The organism is Psychromonas algicola (genome assembly GCF_004378355.1).
Lineage (GTDB): Bacteria > Pseudomonadota > Gammaproteobacteria > Enterobacterales > Psychromonadaceae > Psychromonas.
Genome location: NZ_SNUB01000043.1, coordinates 1 through 21502, shown reverse-complemented (window position 1 = coordinate 21502; position 21502 = coordinate 1). Strand labels below are relative to the sequence as shown.

Below are 21502 nucleotides of genomic sequence, written 5' to 3'. Positions count from 1 at the left end.
AGGCTTCGAGTGAGTGGAAATCGTAATCTAAAGGCATAAAAAAATCCGATGTTGAGTGAACATCGGATTCTGATCCCATTCGGGTAAAAATCAACTAATTTTTCTTAACTGATCGGCATTAAAGCTAATGCTTGGCTTTTTGCTATTTGAAGTTATCTAAAAATGATTCATACCATTCCGCATGATGTTATGGTCAGGGCTTGTTGAGGGAAAGCGATAAAGAGCAAGGCGCATGATTGAGTCATAGCTTGCTATTGCGATTGAATGCAACGTAGCTATTTATTATTTTAACCAGCAAGATAGATCAGATACTGCAGCTTTTTATATAAGGCATAAGTTGAGGTCTTTCGAGAGGTTAACTGCGTTAACCCTCTATCAACAGTATTAAGTAAAACACCTTAATACTTTAAGGGTTGTTTCCTTTATAAAACTTAGAATGAAGAAATAAGTTATTTTAACAAGTGAATAGATCAGTTAATTACTGTGATTGGTATTATTTACAAAATGCAGAAACAAAAAAGCCAAGGCGTTAACCTTGGCTTATATAGCAATTAATTAAAAGCTTAAATTAAGAAGCTTCTACGATTGCTTTCATGTCCTTCATGTAACCGCGTAATTTCTTACCTACGATTTCAACAGGGTGGTTACGAATTTCATCGTTAATTTCGATTAAACGAGCATTATCAACAGAGTTAGTTTTAACTGTTAATGGCTTACCTAGGAATTCAGGGCTCATCGCTTTAACGTAATCTGCTAGTAGAGGCTTAGCAGCGTGATCGAATAAGTAACAACCGTACTCAGCTGTATCAGAGATAACAACGTTCATTTCGTAAAGTTTCTTACGAGCGATTGTGTTAGCGATTAATGGTGTTTCATGTAGAGATTCGTAGTATGCAGACTCTTCGATGATACCTGATGCAGTCATTGCTTCAAATGCAAGTTCAACACCTGCTTTGATCATTGCTACTAGGAAGATACCGTTATCGTAGAATTCTTGCTCATCGATTTCCATGTCGCCAGCTGGTTGTTTTTCAAAACCAGTTTCAGCTGTCGCTGCACGCCATTTTAGTAGGTTAGCGTCATCGTTAGCCCAATCTTCCATCATTGTTTTAGAGAATTCACCTTCAATGATGTCATCCATATGTTTGTTGAATAATGGACGTAAAATATCTTTAAGTTCTAAAGACATATCGAATGCTTTGATTTTAGCTGGGTTAGATAGACGATCCATCATGTTAGTGATGCCGCCGTATTTAAGACCTTCAGTGACTGTTTCCCAACCGTACTGAATTAGTTTTGATGCGTATGCTGGCTCAAGACCGTCAGCAACCATTTTTTCAAAACCTAGGATTGCGCCAGTTTGTAACATACCACATAGGATAGTTTGCTCACCCATTAGGTCTGATTTAACTTCAGCAACGAAAGAAGACATAAGTACACCAGCACGATCACCACCAGTCGCTGATGCGTATGCTTTAGCCCATGCTAAACCGTGACCTTGTGGGTCGTTTGCAGGATGAACAGCGATTAGTGTTGGAACACCGAAACCACGTTTGTATTCTTCACGTACTTCAGAACCTGGACATTTAGGAGCACACATAATAACAGTGATATCTTCACGAACTTGCATACCTTCTTCAACGATGTTGAAACCGTGAGAGTAAGCTAGTGTAGCGCCTTCTTTCATAAGAGGCATAACCGCGCCAACTACAGCAGTGTGCTGTTTGTCTGGTGTTAGGTTACATAATAAATCAGCTTGTGGAATTAGCTCTTCGTATGTACCAACTGTGAAACCATTTTCAGTTGCATTTTTCCAAGATTGACGTTTTTCAGCGATTGCTTCAGCACGTAATGTGTAAGATACATCAAGACCAGAGTCACGCATGTTTAAACCTTGGTTTAAACCTTGAGCACCACAACCGATGATAACTACTTTTTTGCCTTTTAATGCTTCACAGCCTTCAGCGAATTCGCTGCGATCCATAAAACGACATTGACCTAGTTGATGTAACTTCTCACTTAGTGGAAGAGTATTAAAGTAGTTAGCCATTGAGCTGCACTCCAGAATAAATTAATAGGGTAAGACGTTTAAATTGTTAACGTCATCTTTACATTTCGGGTGGCATGATAACGTATTATTAATATTGCGCAAAATGATATATTAGCAATGTGATGTTGCGTAAAATGAAATATACTAATTGGCCTTATTGCACAGAATGAAAATTTATCCGCTTTTTATCATGTAACTGTGAGCATAAGCAGACTTAGGTTTTTTGTTTGATTCTATTATTAATTGGTAGTGATTGTTGACCTTGATTTATTTGAATTGTAACTTGTTGTTATAAAGGAGTTTTATGCCTTCTCTCGTTTTGCCAGGTGATCTGGTTTCTACTCAATGGTTAGCTGAACACCATCAAGATTCAAACTTAATCCTTTTAGATGCTAGCTGGCATATGCCGATGACACAGCGAGACGGCTATCAAGAGTGGTTAAATGAACGCATAGGCAATGCGCGTTTTTTTGACTTTGATCGTGAAGTTTGTGATCAACAAGCAAGTTTGCCGCATATGATGCCCACGCCTCAACATTTTGAATTATCCGCTCAGTTGTTAGGTATTAACAATAATAGCGCGATTATTGTCTACGATAGCTTAGGGATCTTTTCTAGTCCTAGGGTTTGGTGGATGTTTAAAGTAATGGGATTTAATAATATCGCAGTCTTAGATGGCGGTTTGCCTGCATGGAAAGCCGCAGGTTTAGCTGTCAATACTTCACCACCTTCTTCTGAGGCGAGGAAGCAGGGTGATTTTAAATCTGAATATCAAGCTGATTTGATAAGCGATAGAGAAGAAGTTTATCAAGCCATCGATAATGATAATATTGCGATTATTGATGCTAGACCTGCAGGTCGCTTTTTAGGTGAAATTCCGGAATTTAGAAAAGGATTACGTTCAGGGCATATGCCATCGGCAATGAATTTGCCTATTAGCGAGATATTAGATAATCAAACCATGAAAGATGCCTATCAATTAGCACAGATCTTTGAAGCTTTGATGCCGCAAAAGCAACGTGTTGTATTTAGTTGTGGTTCGGGCGTGACTGCTTGTATTCTTGCATTAGCTGCTAAAGTTGCAGGTTATGATGCATTAAGCGTGTATGACGGATCTTGGAGTGAATGGGGAGCAAATGAAACCTTACCCGTGGTGCAATGTAAACAAGCACAGCACAAGAAAACTCAGTAATATAAACATTTTAAAAGGTAAATTAGACAAATTAAATGGATATAAAATCATTACATATTTTTGTTCACCTAAGCCAAAGTTTACATTTTTCTAAAACGGCACAGGCAATGAACGTTAGCCCATCGACCTTAAGTCGGCTTATTCAACGGCTTGAAGAAGAGTTAGGCGCAAATTTATTAATTCGTGATAATCGATCCGTATTATTAACCGAAGCGGGGCTTGCTTTTAAGCAGTTTGCAGCCCAACAAATTGAACAATGGGATTTATTAAAACATTCTATTTCACAAGGTGCGAATGAATTAGAAGGGGAGATTAACCTTTATTGTTCAGTGACGGCTGCCTATAGCCATTTACCGCCTATTTTGGATCGTTTTCGACGTAATCACCCTAATGTAGAAATAAAACTAACAACAGGGGATAGTGCAGTGGCTATGGAGCAAATCATGCAACACCAAGTTGATTTTGCGATCATTGCCTACCCTGATAATTTCCCTGCGCGTTTACACTTTAGCCATTTAGCTGAGATTCCACTATCTATTATTGCGCCAACCACTCCTTGTGCTGCTAACCAATTAGTTAAAAAAACGCCTATTGACTGGAAAAGTGTGCCTTTTATTTTGCCAGAGCACGGTGCAATAAGAAGTCGTTTTGATACTTGGTTTCGTTCTCTTAAATCAGGGAAACCACATATTTATGCCAAAGTGGCTGGGCATGAAGCGTTATTAAGTATGGTCGCATTAGGTTGTGGCGTTGGTATTGCTCCTGATGTGGTGATTGAAAACAGCCCTGTAAGAGACCGAGTACAGACTCTCTCTTCAATAGGAGAGTTAGCTTCATTTAATCTTGGTGTGTGTTGTTATAAAACACGTTTAGAGGAGCCATTAATTGGTGCATTTTTAAATTGTGTTGATGAATAAGCCATGATCCAGAGTCTTATTTTCTATCTTTTTAAAAGTAAGATTTATTGAGTGTTGCTTATTAATCACAGCAAATGAGAAAGGTTTAGATATTCTCATAGAAATTCACTGGGCCGCAGTTTACAATACTAAGATTATATTCAAGGAGCTTTTTATGTTTAATCCACAGAAGTTAGAAGAAATCGCAAAGCAAGTCAGTGATGCAATGCCTGAAGGTGTAAAAAGCTTTGGCACTGAAGTTGATCGTAAAATTAAACAAGTATTACAGTCTCAATTAGGCAAACTAGATATGGTTAGCCGCGAAGAGTTTGATGTTCAAACTCAAGTGCTATTACGCACTCGTGAAAAATTGAATGAAATGGAAGAAAAATTTGCTCAGTTAGAAGCGAAACTTGACGATAAGAGCAAATAGGATAATTAATGAAAGAACAATATTTAAAAAATGCTGAGCTATTTGTTGAGCAAGTTGCTGAAGAAGCTGAGTTATTTGGTTTATTTGATGAAAACCAAGGTTGGGCGAATTGCCATGCCCATGATAATAAAGATGCTACTGCGGTTTATTTATTTTGGTCTGATGCAAAATTGGCAGAAAAGTTAAAAACGGAAGAGTGGTCAAATTACAAAGTAGAAGCCATTGCTTTAGATGTTTTTTTTGATTCATGGTTAGACGGTATGCAGAAGCAACAAGTTTTTGCTGGCGTTAACTGGGATGAAGATTTATGCGGATTAGAAATTGAAGCTATGGTACTTAAAAATGCGTTAGTAGAAAAATTTCAAGATGAAGCAAAAGTTACCGTAGAAGCTGATGCATAATTAATTACTATATCAATTGTTATAAAAACAGCAGACATAAAAAAACCAAGCGATTTGCTTGGTTTTTTTATGTACTTAATTAATTGCTTTGTTATTCTTCTGGGTAAGTGCCCCAGCCGTCGTAATCAATACCAAAAGATTCTGCTAGTGCAAATAATCTTTCAACATCTTCAAAGATAGCTTCTTCATCTAAATTCATTTCTACTACGACATCAAAACTTAAAATGATTGAACCATCTTCTAGTTCAAGCTCTTCAGGATCTGTGACTTCATAGCCTTTTTTGAAACAAGCAATCGCTGCTTTTTCTAATACATCAAAGTTATCACAAGATAGGTGATGTTCGATCATATAAACCGCATCTGGATTACTACCGTCTTCTAAAATTGCTTCTACAATTTCTGCCGTTTCTTCTGCTAGTTCTTCAAGCAGCTGTTCATTAGTAAGTTCTTCGTTATTGAGTTCTTCTGACATCGGAGTCTCTTTCTTTATATTTAGTTCTTATTAATAGCGCGATCAAAGTTTGATAGCACTATTGCATTAATTAGTGGCTGTTATTGTATTCTGATCAGGACGATTAACTTCTTCATTCAATTGATTGTATTTGGCTAACATGATTGCGTGAGAATCATTACATAAGCGACGAATTTCTCGTGTTTTGTATTGGCTTGTATCAATAGGATCTAGCATTTCAACAATCACTTCACCGTTGTTCCAGCGATTGAGTTTTACCTGCTGATGGGTATTAGAGATAACGGTTGGAACAATGTTCACTCCAGCTTGTAAAGCGGTGTGAAACGCACCCATTTTAAATGGTAATAAACCTCGACCACGACTGCGTGTACCTTCAGGGAAGATCCAAACTGCTAAGTCTTTCGCGCGCATTTGATCCACTACATCAGTGATTGTATTTCTAGATTTATCGGTATTGTTACGATCAATAAGAATATTACCTGTTAGCCAATAAATGATGCCAAAGAAAGGCACAAAAACGAGGCTTTTTTTACCGATTGAAACCGATCCAGGTACAACCGCTCCGGTTGTGGTTACCATATCGTAATTATTTTGATGGTTCGCAATATACACCACAGAGCCATTATTTTTAGCGCTTTCTGGAATTCTTACGGTTACCTTTAAGCCTACTAAGAATGACATTTTGCTAAATAATTTTGCAAAATGGTAAGTGTTTTTAGGGTTACGTGGACTTAACATACAATAAAAAAGTGCGTAAACACTCATTAAAATAACGGCGATAATGATTAAAATAGTACGAATGATAAATAACATTGTTTATTGGTTCTCTTCTTGTTCTGAGCTTGTTGTTGCGATTTCTATATTATCAACGCGCTGTAAACCACGTGGTAATTTACTACCGCGACGTCCACGTTCACCTTGATAATGCTCTAAGTCACTCGCTTTTAATGTCAGTTTGCGTTTACCTGCATGTAAAGTTACCGAGCTGCCTTTAGGAATAATTTTCAGCATGGTAACAAACTCTTCACGTTTAGTCGCTTTAGCTGTTGGTATGTTGATCATTTTATTACCTTTCCCTTTACTTAAGCTAGGTAAGCTTGAAATAGGGAAGATCAACATACTGCCTTCATTATTGATTGTTAAGCATAAATCATCTGCATTTTTAGATAACTTTTGTGGCTCCATTAACAGCGCATTAGTGGTTAAGTTAATTAATGCTTTACCGTTTTTGTTACGGCTATTGATATCGCTTAAGTTAGCGATGAAACCATAACCATGGTCACTACTAATAATATAACGATCTGATTCATCACCCATTAATGCACAAGCAAAAGGTACATTTTCATTTTGATTAAAGCGACCTGTTAATGGTTCGCCTTGAGTACGTGCAGAAGGTAATGAATGTGCATCTAAAGAGTAAGCTCGTCCACTGCTATCAATAAAGATACAGCTTTGATTACTTTTACCCTTACAACTTGTTAGGTATTCATCACCAGCTTTATAACTTAATGCTCTTGGATCAACGTCATGACCTTTTGCACTTCGTACCCAACCTTGAGTTGATAATACGACGGTAACAGGCTCACTTGGCATCAGCTCTTTTTCTGTTAACGCTTTTGCTTCTAAGCGTTCAACCATTGGAGAACGACGGTCATCACCATATTTATCAGCATCTGCTTTTAATTCTTTTTTGATTAACGTATTTAAACGTCTATCTGAACCTAGTAATAATTCTAGTTTCTTTTGTTCTTGAGATAGCTCATCCATTTCGCCGCGAATTTGTATTTCTTCAAGTTTTGCTAATTGGCGTAATTTAATTTCTAAAATAGAATGGGCTTGTGTTTCTGATAATTCGTAACGCGACATTAACTCTGCTTTGGCATCGTCATAGGTACGAATGATTTCAATCACTTCATCGATATTTAAATAAGCAACGAGCAAACCTTCTAGAATATGCATTCTTGCTAGTATTTTATCTAAACGATGTTGTAAACGGCGACGTACCGTATTGGTACGATAAACTATCCATTCACTTAAAATGGTGACTAAGCCTTTCACACTAGGACGTTGGTTTAGCCCTAACATATTTAAATTAACTTTATGGCTGACTTCTAAATCCGTTGAAGCAAAGAGATGATTCATTAATCCTTCAACATCAACTCGATTTGAACGCGGCACAATCACTAAACGAGTTGGATTTTCATGGTCTGACTCATCACGTAAATCGGCCACCATTGGTAGTTTTTTATCCTGCATCTGTTTTGCGATATCTTTTAAGATCTTACCGCCAGAAACTCGATGAGGTAGAGCGGTGACGACTATATCGCCGCTTTCTACTGAATAGACTGCGCGACTTTTAAAGCTGCCTCGACCAGTTTTGTAGATATTAATAATATCTTTACGAGGTGTAATGATTTCAGCTTCTGTTGGGTAATCTGGACCTTGTACAAATTCCATTAAATCTTCTAAGGTCGCTTTAGGGTGGTCAATCAGATGTAAACAAGCATTGGTTACTTCTCGCGCGTTATGTGGCGGAATATCTGTCGCCATACCAACGGCAATACCTGAAATACCATTTAATAAAATATGCGGTAAACGAGCGGGTAATAGTTCAGGTTCTTTCATGGTGCCATCAAAGTTAGGGCGCCAATCGGTTGTGCCTTGACCTATTTCTGAAAGTAATAGTTCAGAGAAAGGGGATAAACGAGATTCGGTATAACGCATAGCAGCAAATGATTTTGGATCATCCGGTGCACCCCAGTTACCTTGGCCATCAATCAATGGATAACGATATGAGAAGGGTTGAGCCATTAATACCATTGCTTCGTAACAAGCACTATCACCATGTGGATGATACTTACCTAATACATCACCCACAGTACGAGCAGACTTTTTATATTTTGCTAATGCAGATAAACCTAATTCAGACATCGCATAAATAATGCGTCGTTGTACAGGTTTGAGACCGTCACTAATATGCGGTAAAGCACGGTCCATAATGACATACATGGAATAATTGAGATACGCATCTTCAGTAAATTTGGCGAGCGATAACTGCTCTACACCATCTAAACTCATGTCTAAGACTTCACTCATATTTTTATAGCCCTGTATTGTTAATAGATAAATAATTTAAAAAGTATACCTCACTTGTATTCTAAGATAAAAATAGAAATAACATTGTGAGAATTAGGTACTGAAATTATACCTCGATAAGATTAGGTTATAGAAAAAGTACAACAATTACTAAGAATAATATCAAATAAATCAATCGATAGGTCTGTTACCTACCGATTGAATGATAACAAAAACAGTTGTTTATAACTGTTGGAATGCTTTTTTAGCTGCTGCTATCGTGTTATTTATATCTTGCTCAGTGTGCGCTAATGATAAAAATCCTGCTTCAAAAGCTGAAGGAGCAAGGTATACACCTTCTTCTAACATAAGGTGGAAGAATTTTTTGAATTTTTCAACATCACAAGCGCTTACTTGTTTGAAGTTAGTGACTTCAGGCTCTGAAGTGAAAAAGAATCCAAACATGCCTCCAGCATAGTTAACTGCTAATTCAACACCTGTTTCTTTTGCTGCTTGTTTTAAGCCTTCTGCAAGTTGTTTAGTCTTAATTGCTAGTTGTTTATATTCTGGAGTGTCTAAAGCCGTTAAAGCTGCTAATCCTGCGTGCATTGCAATTGGGTTACCTGATAAAGTCCCCGCTTGGTAAACTGGGCCTGTTGGTGCGATAAACTGCATCACTTCATGGCTACCCCCGAAAGCGCCTACTGGCATGCCGCCGCCGATAACTTTACCTAAAGTGGTTAGGTCTGGCTTGATATTGTAATGAGCTTGTGCGCCGCCTAATGCAACACGGAAACCTGTCATCACTTCATCAAAGATTAATAGTGCTTTGTGTTGGTCACAAATTTCGCGTAACCCTTGTAAAAATCCTTCAGCTGGTGGAATACAGTTCATATTGCCTGCAACTGGCTCGACTATGATACAAGCTATTTGATCTTTATATTCTTCAAATAACGCTCTTACAGAATCTAAATCATTAAAGTCAGCGGTTAATGTATGTTTAGCAAAATCAGCTGGAATACCTGGAGAGCTCGGTTGACCTAATGTTAATGCGCCAGAGCCTGCTTTAACTAACAATGAATCTGCATGGCCATGATAACAACCTTCAAATTTTAAGATTTTATCTTTGTTTGTATAGCCTCGAGCTAAACGAATCGCGCTCATTGTTGCTTCGGTACCAGAGCTTACCATACGAATTTGCTGCATCGAAGGCACTAGCTGTTGTACTTTTTCAGCCATAGTGATTTCAATTTCAGTCGGGGCACCAAAACTTAATCCATTTTCAGCTGCATCAATCACTGCTTTTTTAATGGCAGGATGGTTATGACCTAGGATCATTGGCCCCCATGAACCGACATAATCAATGTATTGTTTATCATCAACATCGTAGATGTAAGCATCTTGTGCTTTTTGTATAAATAAAGGGCCGCCACCGACGCCATTAAATGCACGAACAGGGGAATTAACGCCACCTGGAATAATAGATTGTGCGCGGTTAAATAATTCAGTTGATTTGCTCATAAGTATCCATTAAGTAATGTAAATCAAGACATGCTGCAATATACCCATGATAAATTAAGATGCAACTAAGAAAATAATTTCATGATTATTTATTTACAGTGGGTTTCTTCGTTCAATCTTTGTTAATATGACATCAATCAAGTAATTAGTGTCAGCATTGTTATTATAATAACCGTTTTTTGTCATTTCTTGTTCTGGGCTGTACCGCATTTATGAAAATAGCATTACCAACAGTTTTTATTATTGGGTTTAAACGATTTATCGATCGCTTTTTTACAAGAAAAAGTAGTGCATTGTTAATTTGGTTATCTATCTTTATTGGTTTGTTAGCAGGTGTTCTTTCTGCATTATTTGACCATGGCATTATCTGGGTCTCAGAAATGCGTTTGGGATTTATTCAAAGTTATTCTGATAGTGAAATTCCCCTCTGGCTAATTGCTATTCCTGTTTCCTCTTTAATGGCTGGTACCGCCTTTTATATTACTCATCGATTTGCACCTGAAGCAGGTGGTAGTGGTATTCCTGAAATTGAAGGTGCTATGGAAGGAATGCGTCCCGTTCGTTGGAAGCGTGTTATTCCGGTTAAATTTTTTGGTGGTTTATTAGCCTTAGGCAGTGGGATGGCTTTAGGCCGTGAAGGGCCTTCGGTACAGCTAGGCGCTAACGTGGGGCGGATGATCTCGGATATTTTTAAGGTTGATAAAGTTGATGGTCAAGCTTTGTTAGCCGCGGGGGCTGCAGGTGGTTTAGCTGCTGCATTCAACGCTCCGCTTGCGGGTATTATGTTTGTGATTGAAGAGATGCGTTCGCAGTTTAATTACAGCTTAACTTCAACAAAAAGTGTTTTTATGAGTGCGGTAATGGCAACCATTGTGATGCGCTTATTTACAGACCAAGATGCAGTGGTGACTGTGACTCAATATTCTCACCCAGATTTACACACATTGGGCTTTTATCTTATTTTAGGTTTTTGTTTTGGGGTGATTGGTATTTTCTTCAATAAGATGGTGTTAGCCACGCAAGATATGTATCTATCTATTCACCAAAATCAACGTTGGATTTTTGTTTCTATTGGTTTAGTACTTGGTGCTTTATTTGGTGCATTATCGGTTATTGAGCCAGATATCGCTTTCAGTGGCATTGAATTAATTCCGCACGTAGAAGGCGGCCATTATTTTGCTGGTGGTTTATTGCTTTTATTCTTATTAAGAACGGTGACGACCTTACTGAGTTTCGGTTCAGGTGCACCTGGTGGTGTCTTTGCGCCAACGCTAGCACTAGGCACATTATTTGGTATGTTGTTTGGCGTGATTGCTCATTCATTATTTCCTGAATTAGTCACTGAACCCGGTGCGTTTGCTATCGCAGGAATGGGCGGGTTATTTGCAGCCACTGTACGCGCTCCGATCACTGGTATTCTATTAGTGATTGAGATGACAAGTAACTATGAAATGATCTTACCTTTAATTGTAACTTGTTTAGGTGCAACTATGGTTGCTCAAACATTAGGTGGACGTCCTATTTATACCCAATTGTTAGAAAGAACTTTAAAACTATCAATGCGAGAAAAACGTCAGCAAACAACCAATAAAGCGATGTTCCGTATTCTTGGCAAATATAAAAAATAATAAGGTAATTAATGCGACGTTTTAAGATGAGCTTTTTTAAATGGCTCACCATTAGTTTTATGTGTTTGTATTTTGGTTTTATGGTTGGAAAATTTAAACAAGATATTTTATACAATCAAATACAATTATTAGCATTAGATGCAACTAATTTAACTTCTGAAAATCATGCGTTATTACAAAAACTAAGTATTCTTCAGGCTGATTTTTTTGCTAAAGAACAAGCGAATTTGGCGTTAGTTGCTGAAAATAAAAAGCTTAATGAGGCATTAGATACAAGTAACAATAAATTATATTTCTATGAGCAAGTTGTTGCTCCTGAATTAGGAACGACTGGATTAAATGTTTATGCCTTTAAGGTGAAGAAGGTAGCTAATAGCAATGCTTGGTCCTATGAATTAGTGTTGATGCAAGACCAAAAGCGAAGACGTTTATTAAACGGTTCTTTTGATGTTATTTTTTCTCCTGCTGATGACGCTCAAGCAACCCAAAAATCAATAAAGTTGAGCGAACTTGATAAGCATTCTAGCCATTCTTTCAAATTTAAATACTTTCAAACATTAAAAGGTCAATTCGTATTACCCGACGATCTGCAAGTGGATCAAGTTTTTGTTATTGCACAAGCAGCAGGTAACCGCTGGAATCGCGCTCAACGTATTGAAAAAATCTATGATTGGAAAGAGTTTATAGAAAAGGGCGGGTTAACACTTAAAGAATTAGCGATACAGGCTGAGGATGAATAATTGACCCTTTAATACTTGAACAAATTGGTCAGGTATTGGATAATAAGCTCTGGTTATATAAATAGGATTAAAATTATCATGACAAGCGAAGTGGAAATGGCGTTACCGATTTATTTCAGTGATAACGCTGCAAATCGTGTAAAGACTCTGATCGCAGAAGAAAATAACCCTGAACTTAAATTACGTGTTTATGTAACAGGTGGTGGTTGTTCTGGTTTTTCCTATGGTTTTACTTTTGATGAAAAAGTAAATGATGACGATACATTAATAGAAAACAGCGGCGTAACTTTATCTGTTGATCCTATGAGCTTGCAGTACCTTGTGGGCGGAACAGTTGATTTTATAGATGGTTTAGAAGGTTCTCGTTTTTTAGTTAACAATCCAAATGCAACGGCAACTTGTGGTTGTGGCTCTTCATTCTCAATTTAATTTTTATGCTTGAGCACTAGCTCGATATCATTGCTCTGTGCTTACTATTAAGTAAGCACTTATCCCTCTTATATTAAAAATACCTTTAAAACCGCAATCTTTACTTGTTTATTTATAAAGTAAGGTTCATTTTATAGTGTGATTCTTGCTTGTTGTTAGGTGCAGCGTGCTTGCCAGCAAGCTTGCTGATAGATAGAATGCGCGAAAAGACTCTTCCTATAAAAGGTGATGCACAATATGCTTGATAGTTTTATCTATATCTCAGATATTATTGGTGTGATCACTTGTGCAATTTCCGGTGTGTTAGTAGCGACTCGGCTACGTATGGATCCCTTTGGTATTATTGTTTTAGCTGGTGTCACTGGCATTGGTGGAGGCACCTTACGCGATATCATGATGGGGGCAACGCCAGTGTTTTGGATTGTCGATAATACTTATATCTACGCAATTATTATCACCGCTTTATTGAGCGTACTTTGGTTACATAGAATTCACCGTTTTCCTGCCTATTTATTACCTGTTTTTGATGCTTTTGGTTTAGCTATTTTTACTATCGTTGGTGCGCAAAAAGCACTTATGTTTGGATTTAGTGGCCCTGTCGCTATTGTAATGGGGTGTGTCACCGGTGTTGTCGGAGGTATGATTCGAGACATTCTAAGTGGGCAAATTCCCTTCGTGCTACAAAAAGAAATTTATGCAACGGCTTCTATTCTTGGTGCTACTTTATATGTGGTATGTGATTATTTCACTTTAGGTGCTATTTTCTCCATGGCAATTGCAATGATAGGTACATTATCTTTACGATTGTGTGCTATTTATTACCATTTATCATTACCCGTGTTTAGTAATGATAGAGAAGCATGATTAAGTGCAACGATTTAATAATACAGACATATTTGTTTTGCTAATATAAAGCGCAAATTGATAAACTCTATTCATCAAATGAATTCTTGTTATAAGTAGGCAGGTAAATGGAAGTTGTAAAAAGCTCAACACAATTGATTAACTGGTTTCGTAATTCAGCTCCTTATATTAATGCACATCGCCATAAGACTTTTGTTTTAATGCTAGGTGGAGAAGCCTTAGAAACGGATAACTTTCAAGACATCATTAATGATATCGCCCTACTTAATAGTTTGGGCGTCAAATTGATCCTCGTTCATGGTGTTCGTCCTCAAATTCAGAAACAACTTGATGCCCATGGTCATAGTAGTGAATTTCATGAAGATTTACGTATTACTGATGACCGAAGCCTAGCGTTAATTAAACAAGCTGTTGGTGCAGTACAAATCGAATTACAAGCTAGCCTTTCAATGGGACTGGTTAACTCTCCAATGCAAGGTGCTGCAATTCGTACCGTATTAAGCAACGTGGTGACTGCACAACCGATTGGAGTTAAAGAGGGTATTGATTTTTTACATGCCGGTAAAGTGCGTCGCATTGATGTTGAAGGCATTAAAGCGCAATTATCTGCTGGTGCCATTCCTATTATTTCTCCTATTGGTTATTCGGTGACGGGTGAAGTCTTTAATTTATTAGCAGAAGAAGTGGCGACACAAGTCGCTATCGATATGCATGCCGATAAATTAATTGGTTTTTGTTCTAACCAAGGTGTGTTAGACGAAGATGACAATGTTATCTCTGAATTATTACCTGACCAAGCCCAAGTCTATATCGATGAAATAGAAAAATTACGTGGGCCTGCTTCTGGTACTTTGCGTTTTTTACGTGCCGCTGTTGCTGCTTGTAAAGCCGGAGTGAAACGTTCACATCTTATTAGTTACCAACAAGATGGTGCTTTACTTAAAGAGCTATTTACACGTGATGGTACTGGTACACAGATCGTTGAAGAAAGTTACGAGCAAATTCGTACTGCAAATATCGATGATATCGGTGGCTTATTGCAATTGATTGAGCCGCTTGAAAAACAAGGTATCTTGGTTAAACGATCTCGCGAACTATTAGAAAATGAAATTGAGCACTTCTCTATTATTGAGCGTGATGGCATGGTGATCGGCTGTGCGGCTTTATATCCTTTTGCTGATGATGGAATGGGAGAGTTGGCTTGTTTAGTCAGTCATCCTAAATATCGAAGAGCTGCTCGAGCTGATAACTTAGTGGCTCATGTAGAGCGTAAAGCTAGAAAGTTAGGCATTGAAACTATTTTTGTACTAACCACACAAAGCATTCACTGGTTTAGAGAGCGTGGTTTTGAGTTTGCAGATATCAATCAGTTACCTGCTGCGAAGAAAGAATTATATAATTTGAAACGCAATTCCAAGGTTTTAATAAAAAAAATAATATAAAGGAACCCAACAACATGAGCCTGACATTAGGGTCGAAGAAAGATGTTAATCATAGTCCGCCTTTTATAAAAAGTAATCGTAAGCTGTTTTTCCGTACTTTGTTTATTGGTGTTTCATTGCTCTTTTCCCAAACTAACGTACATGCGAAAACGGAGTATGTATCAATAGGCACTGGTGGCGTTAGCGGAGTTTATTACCCAACTGGAGGGGCAATCTGTCACTTACTTAATCAAGTTGAAGGTATCGACCCATTTAGTTGCCAAATTAAAAGTACTCCCGGCTCTATTTACAATCTAAAAGCAATCAAAACAGGAGAAGTCGATTTAGCGGTTGTTCAATCTGATTGGCAATATCATGCTTATAATGGTTCTTCTCGTTTTAAAAAAGAAGGAAAATTTAAAGAGTTAAGATCCTTGTTCTCAGTACATGCAGAACCTTTTACTGTATTAGCAAGAGAAGATGCAAATATAAAGTCTTTTGAAGATATTAAAGGGAAGCGTGTGAATATTGGTGCTCCTAACTCTGGGCAGCGTGCAACCATGGAAACCTTATTACAACTTTATGGGTGGAAAAAATCTGATTTTTCAGCATTAACTGCATTAAATCCAAGTGAACAAGCACAAGCTTTATGTGATAAAAAAGTGGATGTTATTGTCTATGTGGTCGGCCATCCAAATAGCTCTATTAAAGAAGCGAGTAGTGCTTGCCAAACTAGACTGGTGAATGTGCAAGGTGCAAATATTGATAAGCTCATTTCGCAACATAGCTATTATGATAAAGCGAAAATTCCAGGGGGAATGTATAGAGGTAGCGATCAAGATACTTACACTTTTGGTGTGGGAGCAACGATCGTGGCAACAACAGCATTACCTGAGCATGTTGCTTATGAAATCGTTAAAGCTGTGTTTAAAAACCATGAAGACTTTATTCATTTACATACTGCATTTAAAAACCTAAGCAAAGAAGCGATGCTCACTCAATATCTTTCTGCGCCTTTACATCCAGGGGCTTTACGTTATTACAAAGAGGTGGGTTTAATTCAGTAATTTCTATATACTCATTTGTTGGTCTACAAATTTAGCGTAAAAAAAGTCCTGTTAAAACAGGATTTTTTTATTTAGGAAGCAATTAAATTAACTTAATTATTTATGCTTACATTCACCATCAACAGGTTCACCGTATAGGTATAAACTGTGGTTGGTTAATTTAATACCGAATTTAGCTGCAATTAATTTTTGCTGCTCTTCAATCAGTGGATCATTAAACTCAATCACTTCACCACATTTTAAACAAACTAAATGATCGTGATGTTCTTGATGTGTTAATTCAAAAACAGATTTTCCGCCTTCAAAGTGGTGACGCGTAACAATGCCTGCATCATCAAATTGGTTTAGTACGCGATATACTGTCGCAACACCGACTTCATCACCTTGTTCAAGTAATTTTTTGTATAAGTCTTCAGCGCTTAAATGCTGATTCTCTGGTAACTGTAATAAACTTAAAATCTTTAAACGTGGAGATGTTACTTTTAGACCTGCTTCTTTCAAAGCTAAATTTTCATTGCTCATATCGCTTCCTAACTGCTTTTGGGATTTAATCGGCTAATTCTGCCAAACACATTTCATTATAAACTTGCTCTGACCATGCTTTTACACGTGATGCTGTTAATTCAGGTTGACGATCTTCATCAATACCTAAACCAATAAAAGTTTTGTCATCAATTAATGCTTTTGATGCTTCAAAGTCGTAACCTTCCGTAGGCCAATGACCTACAATAATGCCACCTTTACTTTCTACAATATCACCTAATTGGCCCATTGCATCGAGGAAGTACTCTGCATAATCTTCTTGGTCGCCACAACCAAAAATAGCAACAAGCTTATCAGTAAAGTCGATATCTTCTAAGTCAGGAAAAAAATCATCCCAATCACACTGAGCTTCGCCGTAATACCAAGTAGGAATACCAAAGAGGATAAGGCTAAACTCAGCAATATCTTCTTTGGTACTTTTAGCAATATCTTTAACTTCTACTAATTTTTTACCTAATTCTTTTTGTATCATTTTTGCAACGGCTTCAGTGTTACCTGTATCGCTACCAAAGAAAATACCTACGCTTGACATACTTTATACCTTAATTTATTTGATTTAATTGTGCGTGAAGGAGTTTATTAATTAACTCTGCACGGCTTATGTTTTGTGTAATAGAAAGTGCATTTAATTTTTCAAATAATTCACTTTCTACTTTTAGTTCAATTCGTTTTAAACCGTTTTGTTTGTCTCGTAGTGTCTGCTTTTGTTTATTTATTTTAAGCTGAACTTGACGCGAATGCGGACTACTTTTAGGTCTGCCTGGGCGAACCTCGTTTGCAAATAGATCGCTAGTAATGCGATCAAATGATTCCTTTGCCATTTTTTGTTACCTAACAATTATTACTGAGCAATATCATCATTGAGTTATTAGTATTTATCCAATACCTGAATTAACCCATATGATTTCAATAATTGCTTTTGAAATGAAGCCGATACAGCCAAAAAATAACACTGCCCACACCACATTTCGTCCGAATTTAGGTACATTACCTTTTTTCAACACGTCTTGAATGGCCATACCTATAAATAAAAAGAGTAATAGGTAAAAACCATATAACCCGATCGTTTCAATTTGTTCAGTATATTGTTGCAGCATATTTTAGCTTCTTTAAAAAAGGAATATAACATATAGACGTTGTCGAAAATAGGCAAATCTACCAGTAAATGCGCTACTTACTCAGCAAAAAACTCAATTACTAAGCGATTAAAACTTTTTGGCTTTTCTGCATGTAACCAATGTCCCGTTCCTTCAATAACTTTTAATTCTGAATTAGGAAACAAGGTTTCTATCGACTTGAGGTTGTGACTTTCAATATAGTTTGAAAGTTCACCTTTAATAAATAAGGTTGCAGGATTATAAGGTTTATTATGCTCCGGCCAACCACTAATCAGTCCATAGTTGTTATATAAATTTTCGACATCATATAGAAAATCAAAGCCATCTTCACTACGTTGGAATGATTTAAGTAAAAATTGTCGTACTTCTGGAGTTTCAATATAACCCGCTAATGTTTTTTCAGCTTCAGTTCGGTTTTCAGCTTGTAATTGTAGTACAGATTTTAATCCCATGAAGACTTCACCGTGTCTGTCTCCATAAGTTACCGGTGCAATATCTGCAACAACTAGACGTTTCACTCTTTGCGGCTGAAGCAGTGCACATGTCATTGCTATTTTTCCACCCATGGAGTGACCTAAAATTGAAAACTGCTCTATCTTCAAGGAGTCTGCTAATTCAAAAATATCTTCAGCCATTTCTTGGTAGGTCATGGACTTATTACGAGGACTACGCCCATGATTTCTTACATCAATTAATATAATATCAAAGTTGGGTTGTAATTCTTTGGCTAAGCCGGAAAGGTTAGATAAACTACCAAACAAACCATGGACCATAAAAATGATTTCATTTTTCTTGTTGGTTTCATGTTTAGTAGACTCTTTTAATTGGTAATTTAGTAGCATAAGCGCTCATTTTAAGTGAAAATAAATACAACAGAAAATAATACCAAATTATGCATTAAAGCAGAAAGTATTTACATAGTTGTTGTTCTTATTGTGGAAATATTAATTGTGCAATCTTGATAAGATCTATGAGATATTAACGCTAACGGTATTACAACACTGAAATGAATAATTGCAATATAGTGGGGAAATAATGAAAACGATAGAAATAGAAGACGACTTATATAAATATATTTTAAATAATATTGAAGCTTTTGGTGAAACGCCTTCTCAAATCCTTCGTCGTTTATTGATTGTAGCTGCCGAAAGTAATACATCTCATGCACTTCCTGCTGAAAATGAAACGCCATTAAAAGTGGTTAAAGAGACATTAACACCAACAAGTCATGTTGAAAAAGAAGATAAACCTCAAATTGTTACTCCTGAAATTAAAACTGAAGCAAAGCAAAGTACTGCAGAGCATTTTTGTGAAGGTGTCAGTCAGTTATTTGAAGATCCTATTTTTAAATCTGAATCCGTCGTCACCAATAAATTTATGATGATGTTAACGACAATGTATCTTGAAAAAACAAAAGAGTTTGTTGAAGCAGCAGATAAAACAAAAGGGCGCACTCGTGCTTATTTAGGAACACATCTTCAAGATTTATTGAATTCTGATAATGAAGAAGAGCTTGTGCAGTTTAAAGCAAGTAAACCAAGGGCTATTCCACAAACGCCTTTTTGGGTGATTACCAATGCGAATACTGGTCGTAAGCGTATTATCTTGACGCAAATGATGGCTTCAATGGGCTATCCGCACAATTTAATTGAACGCATAAAAGAAGAAATCTAATAGTAAATTAAGACCATTGGTGTTTATGCTATTTATTAGGCTTTCACCTACTATAGAGGCTTGATGGTCTTAGTCGTTCCAATCTATTTGTAAAACAGGTAATTGATCATCAACAAGTGATGTTATTTACTTTTATTTTCACAACAGTTTTGAGGTATTTATGGCAATTCATCCTCGTGCAGGTCAACCTGTACAAGCAAGTGATCTCGTTAATATTCCTAAGTTAGTCTCGTCATATTATGTAAACTTACCCGATGTAGATATCGCTCAACAGCAAGTGGCATTTGGTACATCGGGTCATAGAGGTAGCTCTTTAAATTATGCCTTTACTGAATTACATATTTTAGCGATCACACAGGCGCTGGCTGAATATCGCAAAAAACAAGGTTACACAGGACCTGTTTTTATTGGTAAAGATACCCATGCTCTATCTGAGCCTGCTTTTATTTCAGCGGTGCAAGTGTTAGTTGAAAATGGTATTAAAGTGATTGTACAAAAGGGAGGAGGCTATACGCCAACACCTGTAATTTCTCATGCTATTTTGCAATATAACAAGGCACATCCTGATTCACTGGCTGATGGTATTGTTATTACGCCTTCTCATAATCCCCCTGAAGATGGTGGTTTTAAGTATAATCCTCCGAATGGTGGTCCTGCGGACAGTGATGTTACTAAGATCATCCAAGATCGCGCTAATGAAATATTAAACGATAATTATGATGATATTGAACAAGCTGATTTCGATGAAGCAATGCAGTCAGGTTTAGTGGAAGAATATGATTATATCCAACCCTATGTTGATGACCTTAAAAACGTATTAGACCTTGAAGCAATTGCAAAAGCAGGCATTAAAATTGGCGTTGATACCTTAGGTGGTTCAGGTGTCGCATATTGGCCCGTTATTGCTAAAACCTACGGGTTAGATATTGAAGTTGTGAATGATAGAGTTGATCCTACTTTCTCATTTATGACATTAGATAAAGATGGCAAGATCCGTATGGATTGTTCCTCTCCTTATGCGATGGCAGGGTTAATTAAACTTAAAGATAAGTTTGATGTTGCAATTGCTAATGACCCGGATTATGACAGACACGGTATTGTGACTAAGTCGTCTGGTTTATTAAATCCAAATCATTACCTTGCTGTTGCGATCAATTATTTATTCAAACATCGTACTAGTTGGCCTGCGAAAGCAATGGTCGGTAAAACCTTAGTATCAAGTTCAATGATTGACCGTGTTGTTAATGATTTAGGGCGTGACATGTCGGAAGTACCTGTTGGTTTTAAATGGTTTGTCGATGGATTATTTGACGGCTCATTTGGGTTTGGTGGCGAAGAAAGCGCCGGTGCTTCTTTTTTGCGTAAAGATGGCACAGTGTGGAGCACAGATAAAGACGGTATTATTTTAGCTTTATTAGCTGCTGAAATTTTAGCGGTGACCAAAAAAGATCCTGGTGAGCATTATGCTGATTTCACTGCTAAATTTGGAACACCTGTTTATCAACGTTTTGATGCGCCAGCGTCCCCAGAGCAAAAGCAAGTACTCGCTAATCTAAGCCCTGAACTGGTTGAAGCTGAAACCTTAGCAGGTGAAAAAATAACTGCTAAGTTAACTCATGCTTTAGGTAATGGTGCTGCGATTGGCGGTTTAAAAGTCACTACTGAAAACGGTTGGTTTGCCGCTCGCCCCTCAGGTACTGAGAATATTTACAAAATTTATTCAGAATCGTTTATAGGTGAAGAGCATATTGCATTAATTCAATCGGAAGCCCAAGAAATAGTCGCTCAGGCATTTACTAAAGCTGGCCTCTAATTACTTAATTTTACCTTGTGTAAGAATTAAAAAGGCGAATTCTATTTTAATGCCTGTCAGTTAAGAACTGATGGGCATTTTTTTACCTTTTCTTTCTGCGTATCTTTTGGGTCTCGCTTTAACCATTCTTGGGTAACTTCTCTCTCGCCGTTCAGGCAAAACAAA

At 37.2% G+C, this 21502-nt stretch carries 22 protein-coding genes; 12 read left to right on the top strand and 10 right to left on the bottom strand.

From position 1 onward, the window contains the following. Nucleotides 1–568 precede the first annotated feature (568 nt). Nucleotides 569–2050 carry a ketol-acid reductoisomerase gene (gene ilvC / locus E2R67_RS15415; protein WP_134291843.1) on the bottom strand — a complete coding sequence of 494 codons (1482 nt, stop codon included), beginning with the start codon at nt 2048–2050 and terminating at the stop codon, nt 569–571. Nucleotides 2051–2354: 304 nt separating this feature from the next. Here ilvC and E2R67_RS15410 point away from each other — a divergent pair, with 304 nt between their 5' ends. The 4 genes from E2R67_RS15410 (at nt 2355) to E2R67_RS15395 (ending at nt 4972) form a co-directional block, all read left to right on the top strand. Next, a complete protein-coding gene (locus E2R67_RS15410) occupies nt 2355–3242 on the top strand; it encodes a sulfurtransferase (RefSeq protein ID WP_134291842.1) in 888 nt (295 codons plus the stop codon). A gap of 35 nt (nt 3243–3277) precedes the next feature. Continuing rightward, nucleotides 3278–4159, top strand: a complete 882-nt coding sequence (gene ilvY, locus E2R67_RS15405) for an HTH-type transcriptional activator IlvY (protein ID WP_134291841.1) — start codon at nt 3278–3280, stop codon at nt 4157–4159. Nucleotides 4160–4313: 154 nt separating this feature from the next. Further along, complete coding sequence (gene ubiK / locus E2R67_RS15400) at nt 4314–4571, top strand: ubiquinone biosynthesis accessory factor UbiK (protein ID WP_134291840.1); 258 nt, start codon at nt 4314–4316, stop codon at nt 4569–4571. An 8-nt stretch (nt 4572–4579) separates the two neighbouring features. Beyond that, on the top strand, nt 4580–4972 hold the full coding sequence (locus E2R67_RS15395) for a DUF2750 domain-containing protein (protein ID WP_134291839.1): 393 nt from the start codon (nt 4580–4582) through the stop codon (nt 4970–4972). 91 nt (nt 4973–5063) lie between these two features. On the opposite strand, the gene rraB is transcribed toward E2R67_RS15395, so the two are convergent. From rraB to hemL, 4 genes are all read right to left on the bottom strand, one after another. Further along, nucleotides 5064–5444 carry a ribonuclease E inhibitor RraB gene (gene rraB / locus E2R67_RS15390; protein ID WP_134291838.1) on the bottom strand — a complete coding sequence of 127 codons (381 nt, stop codon included), beginning with the start codon at nt 5442–5444 and terminating at the stop codon, nt 5064–5066. 66 nt (nt 5445–5510) lie between these two features. Continuing rightward, nucleotides 5511–6257 carry a 1-acylglycerol-3-phosphate O-acyltransferase gene (locus E2R67_RS15385; protein WP_134291837.1) on the bottom strand — a complete coding sequence of 249 codons (747 nt, stop codon included), beginning with the start codon at nt 6255–6257 and terminating at the stop codon, nt 5511–5513. A gap of 3 nt (nt 6258–6260) precedes the next feature. Beyond that, entirely contained in the window at nt 6261–8540 is a 2280-nt protein-coding gene (gene parC / locus E2R67_RS15380) for a DNA topoisomerase IV subunit A (RefSeq protein WP_134291836.1), read from the bottom strand. 222 nt (nt 8541–8762) lie between these two features. Then, nucleotides 8763–10040 carry a glutamate-1-semialdehyde 2,1-aminomutase gene (gene hemL, locus E2R67_RS15375; protein WP_134291835.1) on the bottom strand — a complete coding sequence of 426 codons (1278 nt, stop codon included), beginning with the start codon at nt 10038–10040 and terminating at the stop codon, nt 8763–8765. A 212-nt stretch (nt 10041–10252) separates the two neighbouring features. Between hemL and clcA the strand changes: the two genes are divergently transcribed. From clcA to E2R67_RS15345, 6 genes are all read left to right on the top strand, one after another. Next, entirely contained in the window at nt 10253–11668 is a 1416-nt protein-coding gene (clcA, locus tag E2R67_RS15370) for a H(+)/Cl(-) exchange transporter ClcA (RefSeq protein ID WP_134291834.1), read from the top strand. 11 nt (nt 11669–11679) lie between these two features. Further along, on the top strand, nt 11680–12408 hold the full coding sequence (locus tag E2R67_RS15365) for a DUF6776 family protein (protein ID WP_134291833.1): 729 nt from the start codon (nt 11680–11682) through the stop codon (nt 12406–12408). Between the two features lie 78 nt (nt 12409–12486). After that, nucleotides 12487–12837, top strand: a complete 351-nt coding sequence (erpA, locus tag E2R67_RS15360) for an iron-sulfur cluster insertion protein ErpA (protein WP_134291832.1) — start codon at nt 12487–12489, stop codon at nt 12835–12837. A gap of 237 nt (nt 12838–13074) precedes the next feature. Further along, nucleotides 13075–13701: a trimeric intracellular cation channel family protein gene (locus E2R67_RS15355; RefSeq protein WP_134291831.1), complete on the top strand. Its 627-nt coding sequence runs from the start codon at nt 13075–13077 to the stop codon at nt 13699–13701. A 107-nt stretch (nt 13702–13808) separates the two neighbouring features. Beyond that, nucleotides 13809–15143 (top strand): amino-acid N-acetyltransferase, encoded by a 1335-nt coding sequence (gene argA, locus E2R67_RS15350; RefSeq protein ID WP_134291830.1) that lies wholly within the window; start codon nt 13809–13811, stop codon nt 15141–15143. A gap of 14 nt (nt 15144–15157) precedes the next feature. Next, entirely contained in the window at nt 15158–16189 is a 1032-nt protein-coding gene (locus tag E2R67_RS15345; RefSeq protein WP_134291829.1) for a TAXI family TRAP transporter solute-binding subunit, read from the top strand. A 96-nt stretch (nt 16190–16285) separates the two neighbouring features. On the opposite strand, the gene fur is transcribed toward E2R67_RS15345, so the two are convergent. The 5 genes from fur to E2R67_RS15320 all read right to left on the bottom strand — a co-directional run bounded on the left by fur (nt 16286) and on the right by E2R67_RS15320 (nt 18692). Then, on the bottom strand, nt 16286–16711 hold the full coding sequence (gene fur / locus E2R67_RS15340) for a ferric iron uptake transcriptional regulator (RefSeq protein WP_134291828.1): 426 nt from the start codon (nt 16709–16711) through the stop codon (nt 16286–16288). A gap of 25 nt (nt 16712–16736) precedes the next feature. Beyond that, nucleotides 16737–17264, bottom strand: a complete 528-nt coding sequence (fldA, locus tag E2R67_RS15335) for a flavodoxin FldA (RefSeq protein ID WP_134291827.1) — start codon at nt 17262–17264, stop codon at nt 16737–16739. Between the two features lie 10 nt (nt 17265–17274). Then, entirely contained in the window at nt 17275–17553 is a 279-nt protein-coding gene (gene ybfE, locus E2R67_RS15330) for a LexA regulated protein (RefSeq protein WP_134291826.1), read from the bottom strand. Nucleotides 17554–17607: 54 nt separating this feature from the next. Continuing rightward, complete coding sequence (locus E2R67_RS15325; protein ID WP_134291825.1) at nt 17608–17829, bottom strand: DUF2788 domain-containing protein; 222 nt, start codon at nt 17827–17829, stop codon at nt 17608–17610. Nucleotides 17830–17906: 77 nt separating this feature from the next. Then, the gene (locus E2R67_RS15320; RefSeq protein WP_134291824.1) at nt 17907–18692 is read right to left on the bottom strand and encodes an alpha/beta fold hydrolase; all 786 of its coding nucleotides are present in this window, start codon (nt 18690–18692) and stop codon (nt 17907–17909) included. A 193-nt stretch (nt 18693–18885) separates the two neighbouring features. On the opposite strand from E2R67_RS15320, the gene E2R67_RS15315 reads away from it, so the two are divergent. Together E2R67_RS15315 and pgm are read left to right on the top strand one after the other, a co-directional pair. Beyond that, entirely contained in the window at nt 18886–19524 is a 639-nt protein-coding gene (locus E2R67_RS15315; RefSeq protein ID WP_134291823.1) for a replication initiation regulator SeqA, read from the top strand. A 160-nt stretch (nt 19525–19684) separates the two neighbouring features. Next, the gene (pgm, locus tag E2R67_RS15310; protein WP_134291822.1) at nt 19685–21337 is read left to right on the top strand and encodes a phosphoglucomutase (alpha-D-glucose-1,6-bisphosphate-dependent); all 1653 of its coding nucleotides are present in this window, start codon (nt 19685–19687) and stop codon (nt 21335–21337) included. Nucleotides 21338–21502: the final 165 nt, after the last annotated feature.

Excerpts from the sequence above, each read along its gene's own strand:
- ilvC (WP_134291843.1), bottom strand. The coding sequence starts at position 2,050 with ATGGCTAACTACTTTAATACTCTTCCACTAAGTGAGAAGTTACATCAA.
- E2R67_RS15410 (WP_134291842.1), top strand. The coding sequence starts at position 2,355 with ATGCCTTCTCTCGTTTTGCCAGGTGATCTGGTTTCTACTCAATGGTTA.
- ilvY (WP_134291841.1), top strand. The coding sequence starts at position 3,278 with ATGGATATAAAATCATTACATATTTTTGTTCACCTAAGCCAAAGTTTA.
- ubiK (WP_134291840.1), top strand. The coding sequence starts at position 4,314 with ATGTTTAATCCACAGAAGTTAGAAGAAATCGCAAAGCAAGTCAGTGAT.
- E2R67_RS15395 (WP_134291839.1), top strand. The coding sequence starts at position 4,580 with ATGAAAGAACAATATTTAAAAAATGCTGAGCTATTTGTTGAGCAAGTT.
- rraB (WP_134291838.1), bottom strand. The coding sequence starts at position 5,444 with ATGTCAGAAGAACTCAATAACGAAGAACTTACTAATGAACAGCTGCTT.
- E2R67_RS15385 (WP_134291837.1), bottom strand. The coding sequence starts at position 6,257 with ATGTTATTTATCATTCGTACTATTTTAATCATTATCGCCGTTATTTTA.
- parC (WP_134291836.1), bottom strand. The coding sequence starts at position 8,540 with ATGAGTGAAGTCTTAGACATGAGTTTAGATGGTGTAGAGCAGTTATCG.
- hemL (WP_134291835.1), bottom strand. The coding sequence starts at position 10,040 with ATGAGCAAATCAACTGAATTATTTAACCGCGCACAATCTATTATTCCA.
- clcA (WP_134291834.1), top strand. The coding sequence starts at position 10,253 with ATGAAAATAGCATTACCAACAGTTTTTATTATTGGGTTTAAACGATTT.
- E2R67_RS15365 (WP_134291833.1), top strand. The coding sequence starts at position 11,680 with ATGCGACGTTTTAAGATGAGCTTTTTTAAATGGCTCACCATTAGTTTT.
- erpA (WP_134291832.1), top strand. The coding sequence starts at position 12,487 with ATGACAAGCGAAGTGGAAATGGCGTTACCGATTTATTTCAGTGATAAC.
- E2R67_RS15355 (WP_134291831.1), top strand. The coding sequence starts at position 13,075 with ATGCTTGATAGTTTTATCTATATCTCAGATATTATTGGTGTGATCACT.
- argA (WP_134291830.1), top strand. The coding sequence starts at position 13,809 with ATGGAAGTTGTAAAAAGCTCAACACAATTGATTAACTGGTTTCGTAAT.
- E2R67_RS15345 (WP_134291829.1), top strand. The coding sequence starts at position 15,158 with ATGAGCCTGACATTAGGGTCGAAGAAAGATGTTAATCATAGTCCGCCT.
- fur (WP_134291828.1), bottom strand. The coding sequence starts at position 16,711 with ATGAGCAATGAAAATTTAGCTTTGAAAGAAGCAGGTCTAAAAGTAACA.
- fldA (WP_134291827.1), bottom strand. The coding sequence starts at position 17,264 with ATGTCAAGCGTAGGTATTTTCTTTGGTAGCGATACAGGTAACACTGAA.
- ybfE (WP_134291826.1), bottom strand. The coding sequence starts at position 17,553 with ATGGCAAAGGAATCATTTGATCGCATTACTAGCGATCTATTTGCAAAC.
- E2R67_RS15325 (WP_134291825.1), bottom strand. The coding sequence starts at position 17,829 with ATGCTGCAACAATATACTGAACAAATTGAAACGATCGGGTTATATGGT.
- E2R67_RS15320 (WP_134291824.1), bottom strand. The coding sequence starts at position 18,692 with ATGCTACTAAATTACCAATTAAAAGAGTCTACTAAACATGAAACCAAC.
- E2R67_RS15315 (WP_134291823.1), top strand. The coding sequence starts at position 18,886 with ATGAAAACGATAGAAATAGAAGACGACTTATATAAATATATTTTAAAT.
- pgm (WP_134291822.1), top strand. The coding sequence starts at position 19,685 with ATGGCAATTCATCCTCGTGCAGGTCAACCTGTACAAGCAAGTGATCTC.